This window comes from Actinomycetospora sp., assembly GCF_036497585.1.
Lineage (GTDB): Bacteria > Actinomycetota > Actinomycetes > Mycobacteriales > Pseudonocardiaceae > Actinomycetospora.
In genome coordinates this window covers 1-4,979 of sequence record NZ_DASXJD010000129.1, presented here as the reverse complement: position 1 = coordinate 4,979, position 4,979 = coordinate 1, and the positions used below count along the sequence as shown (strand labels likewise).

At 73.4% G+C, this 4,979-nt stretch carries 2 protein-coding genes and 2 pseudogenes; 3 read left to right on the top strand and 1 reads right to left on the bottom strand.

Annotation, left to right across the window (positions count from 1 at the left end):
• A pseudogene (locus VGH76_RS12725) lies at positions 1–222 on the top strand (RNA polymerase sigma factor); the annotation flags it as partial.
• A gap of 30 nt (positions 223–252) precedes the next feature.
• Here the strand turns inward: VGH76_RS12725 and VGH76_RS12720 are convergent.
• Positions 253–1,473 carry a LuxR C-terminal-related transcriptional regulator gene (locus VGH76_RS12720; RefSeq protein WP_331557050.1) on the bottom strand — a complete coding sequence of 407 codons (1,221 nt, stop codon included), beginning with the start codon at positions 1,471–1,473 and terminating at the stop codon, positions 253–255.
• Positions 1,474–1,651: 178 nt separating this feature from the next.
• Between VGH76_RS12720 and ppc the strand changes: the two genes are divergently transcribed.
• On the top strand, positions 1,652–4,486 hold the full coding sequence (gene ppc, locus VGH76_RS12715; RefSeq protein ID WP_331557049.1) for a phosphoenolpyruvate carboxylase: 2,835 nt from the start codon (positions 1,652–1,654) through the stop codon (positions 4,484–4,486).
• Between the two features lie 84 nt (positions 4,487–4,570).
• Positions 4,571–4,979: pseudogene (locus VGH76_RS12710) on the top strand (sodium:proton exchanger); the annotation flags it as partial.

Sequence of the window (4,979 nt, the reverse complement as noted above, 5' to 3'; positions counted from 1 at the left end):
GTCGCGGTCGGGTTCGCCGAGGGCCCGGCCGCAGGGCTCGAGGCGTTGGGGCCGCTCGCCGAGGAACCCCGGCTCGCGTCGTACCACTACCTGGCGGCCGCGCGCGCCGCGTTCCTGCGCCGGCTCGGGCGCGACGACGAGGCCGACCTCGCCGACGCCGAGGCGCTCCTGCTCGCCGGCAACGCCGTGGAGCGGCGGGCGCTGCACGACCGCGCCCGGTGATCTCCTGGAGCGAGGCGCAGACCTCAGCCGTCAGGACCGCACCGCCTCGCCGCGGTGCCGCCGCTCGACGGGCCTGCAGGAGCGGGTGCTCCCGCGAGCTCGCCCGAGCACCCCGCGGTCCCGGGCCAGCGACACCGCCTCGGTGCGGTTGGAGGCGCCGAGCTTGGTGTTGATGTTCTTCAGGTACCACTTCACGGTGTTGACAGTGACCCGGAGCTCGCCGGCGATCTCCTGGTTGGTCCGCCCCACGTCGAGCATCCGCAGGATCTCGAGCTCCCGCGCCGTGAGGCCCGACGAGACGTCGGGGACGGGCGCCCGGGAGGCGAACGCCGAGGCGAGCAGGTCGTCGAGCCGGTCGGCCGGGCACAGCCGCACGCCGCCGACCAGGAGGAGACCGGCCCGGGCCCGCGCCGCCAGCCGGGCGAGCACCGCCCGGACCCGCGGGCCCCCGTCCGCGACGAGCCCCGGCAGCCCGGCACCGGCGATCCGGCCGACGACGCCGGCGAGGGCCCGCTCCGCCGCGAGCTGGCGCCCGGCCCCCTCGAGCAACCCGACGAGCGCGACCGTCACCTCGACCTCGGCCCGCACCTGTCCCTGCGCCGCCGCCGCGGCCGCGGCGTCCTCGAGCATCGTCGCGGCCCGGCCGTGCTCCCCCTCGGCCGCGAGCACGGCGGCCAGGGCGCCCGTGCGCATCCGCTCGACGGCGGCCCCGACCCCGACTCCCTCGGCGGCGCCGCAGGGGATCTCCTCGACGATCCGGCGGGCCTCCCCGACGTCCCCGGTCGCGAGCAGCAGGCGGACCCGCTCGGCCGCGACGGCCGCGCGCAGCTGCGGCAGGCCGAGCCGCTGCGCCACCCGGTCGCCCTCCACCAGCAGCGCCGTCGCCCCGGCGCGCTCGCCCCGCTCCGCGCGGACCCGTCCCAGCAGGGCGTAGCTCGCGACCATGACGTCGACGACCCCGCTGTCGGAGCCGAGCTCGCCGCTCTCCTCCAGGAGCCGCTCGGCCTCCTCGCGCTCGCCGCGCGCGTGGTGGAGCTCCCCGAGCAGGGCCCCCGCCAGCCGCGCGGCGTGCGACCGGCGCCCCGCGGACTCCCGGGCGAGGCGCACGGCCGCGAGGAGGTGCTCCTCGGCGGCGACCACGTCGAGCTCGGCGAACGCGGCGATCCCGGCGAAGCACCGCCGGTACACCGCCGTGAAGGGCCCCGCGTCGGGCCTGAGACGGGCCGGTTCGTCCTGGACCCTCGCGGTCACCTCGTCGTCCACTCCCGCGACGCTCCGGGCATCCGGCGCGCCGGGGCAGGGTCGGAGGGCCCGCGCGGGAGGGACGACGTGCGCGGGCGGGTTACCCGAGCCCGTCCGCGGGGCACAATCGTGCACGTCCCCGGTGCCGTGGGCGTCCTTGACCGAGAGCAGCGAAGGAGACGTCCGCATGAGCACCGGCCGCCGTACCGCCCGCGCCGACTCCGTGCCCACCGAGGGCGGCGTCTCCTCCGAGAGCGAGCACTCCGCGCTGCGCACCGACATCCGGCGGCTCTCGACCCTGCTCGGCCGCACCCTCGCCCGGCAGAACGGCGAGGAGATGCTGGAGCTCGTCGAGCAGGTCCGCCGGCTGGTGCGCGAGCTGCCGGAGAAGGGCGACACCGGGATCCGCGACCTGCTCGCCGACCTCGACCCGGGCACGGCGGCCGTGCTCGCCCGCGCCTTCGCGACCTACTTCCACCTGGCCAACGTCGCCGAGCAGACCCATCGGGCCGCCGAGCGGGCGGCCCGTCACGACGACGGCGAGGGCCCCATCCACCAGCTTGCGGACCGTCTCGTCTCGCAGGCCGACCCCGACGAGCTCTCGACCGCGCTGTCCCGCCTGGAGCTCAAGCCGGTCTTCACCGCGCACCCCACCGAGGCGCAGCGCCAGTCGGTGCTGGGCAAGCTCCGCGGGATCGCGAACATCCTGTCCCAGGACCTCCCCGACGAGGTCGAGGAGACCAAGCTGCACCGGTTGGTCGACCTCATCTGGCAGACCGACGAGATCCGCCCCGAGCGCCCGACGGTGCTCGACGAGGCCCGGTCGGTGGCCTACTACCTCGAGCAGCTGGGGCAGCACGCCGTGCCGCAGGTGCTGACGGTGCTCGACGAGGAGCTGGCGCGCGTCGGGCTGTCGCTGCCCGACGGCGCCCGGCCGCTCGTGCTGGGCTGCTGGGTCGGCGGCGACCGCGACGGCAACCCCAACGTCACCGCCGAGCTCACCACCGAGGCCATGCGGATCTACGCCGAGCGCGGGGTGCGCATCCAGATCGGGCTGATCGAGGAGCTGGTCCAGGAGCTGTCGGTCTCGACGCGCCTGGTGGGCGTCTCGGAGGACCTGCGGCGCAGCCTGGCCCGCGACCGGCGCCACCTCCCCGAGGTCTACGACCGCTTCGTCCGGCTCAATGCCGAGGAGCCCTACCGGCTGAAGTGCTCGTACGTGTACTCGCGGCTGGAGAACACCCGTGACCGGTACCAGAACGGCACCCCCCACGTCCCGGGGCGGGACTACCTGGGTTCGGAGGAGTACCTGCGCGACCTCGCGGTGATGGACCGCTCGCTGCGCGCCCACCAGGGCGAGACGATCGCCGACGGGATGCTGCGCGACGTCATGCGCACCGCCAACGCCGTCGGGCTGCACCTGGCGAGCGTCGACGTCCGCGAGCACACCAACTTCCACCACACCGCCCTCGCGGCGCTCTTCGACCGGCTCGGCGAGCTGGAGACCCCGTACGCCGAGCTCGACCACTCCGGGCGCATCGAGGTGCTGTCGAAGGAGCTGGCCGGGCGGCGGGCGCTCGCCCCACGGACGTGGCTGCAGATCGGCGACGGCACCAGGGAGACGCAGCGCAGCGGAGCTCGACCCGACGGCTCCGTCCGCGAGACCCTCGAGGTCTTCGACTGCATCCGGGACATCCAGGAGATCTACGGGCAGGAGTCCCTGCACACCTACATCATGTCGATGGCCCAGAACGTCGACGACGTCCTCGCCGTCGCCGTCCTGGCCCGCGAGGCCGGGCTCATCGAGATCACGGCGGCCGAGGACGGCGGTCAGCAGGCGGTCTCGTCGCTGGACATCGTCCCGCTGTTCGAGACCGCCACCGAGCTGAAGATCTCCGGGGACCTGCTCGACGGGATGCTCTCCGACCCGTCGTACCGCGCGATCGTCGCGGCGCGGGGCGACGTCCAGGAGATGATGCTGGGCTACTCGGACTCCAACAAGGGCGCCGGGCTCACGACGAGCCAGTGGTCGATCCACCAGGCCCAGCGCCAGCTGCGCGACGTCGCCGCCAAGCACGGCGTGCGGCTGCGCCTCTTCCACGGCCGCGGCGGCTCGGTCGGTCGCGGCGGTGGCCCCGCCGGCGAGGCGATCGCGGCGCAGCCGCACGGCGTCGTCGACGCGGTGATGAAGGTGACCGAGCAGGGCGAGGTCATCTCCGACAAGTACTCGCTGCCGACGCTGGCCGAGGACAACCTCGAGATCATGCTCTCGGCGGTGCTCGACGCGACGCTGCTGCACCAGACCAGCCGGGTGCCCGCCGACCAGCTCAAGCGCTGGGACGAGGCGATGGACGTCATCTCCGACGCCGCGCAGCAGGCCTACTCCGAGCTGATCGACCACGAGGGCCTGCCGAACTTCTTCACCCAGGCGACGCCGGTGGACGAGCTGTCGATGCTCAACGTCGGCTCCCGCCCCGGCAAGCGTCCGGGCGCGGGCGGGCAGGCCTCGCTGGACGACCTGCGGGCGATCCCGTGGGTGTTCGGGTGGACCCAGACGCGGATGATCGTGCCCGGCTGGTTCGGGCTGGGGTCCGGGCTGAAGGCCGCCCACGACGCCGGGTACGGCGACGTCATCGACGAGATGCGCGACTGGGCGTTCTTCGCGAACCTGCTCTCCAACGTCGAGATGACGCTGGCGAAGACCGACATGCGCATCGCCGGGTTCTACGTCTCCGAGCTCGTCGACCCCGAGCTGCAGGACGTCTTCGAGATCATCAAGACCGAGCACGCCCTGACGCTGAGCCAGGTCCTCGCGCTCTCCCCCGGCGACGCGCTGCTGGCGAACAACCCGCTGCTGCGCCAGACCCTCGAGGTGCGCGAGAGCTACCTCGAGCCGCTGCACCACCTGCAGGTCCACGCCCTGGCCGAGCGGCGGAAGGTCGACGAGCCCGACCCGGACCTGCAGCGGGCGCTGCTGCTGACCGTCAACGGCATCTCGGCGGGGATGCGCAACACGGGCTGAGGCGGCCACACACACGGGGGATGTGTCAACCCGTTGCACATCGGGGTGGCGCCGATCACCATCGAATTCGATCTCGGACGCCCGATGGAGTTCGACGACGTCGCGTACGGGATCGTGCTCAACGTCGACGATCTCAAACGAGCCGCGCTGGGCACGGTGATCGGGACGACGATCGCGATGACCGGGATCGTGCTCGCGCTCGCGGCGATCATCGCGCCGTGCGAGTTCGAGGTCCCGAAGTCCTATCTCGTCCTGTTCGTCGCGTCGCCGCTCGTCATGTACGCGTTCGCCGTCACCGGGGCGCTGACCGTGGTCCCCGGCGTCGTCCTGGTGCTGTTGTTCGTGGCCTTCGTGGCCTGGATCGCCTACCGCGAACGCGCGGCACGGCGTCCGGTCTGGCGCAACGCCGAGTTCTACGAACAAGTCGAGATGGCCGAGGCCGGCGTCAGCGAGGGTGGCGGGACCGCGACGCTGGTTGGAGGTGGCGGAGACG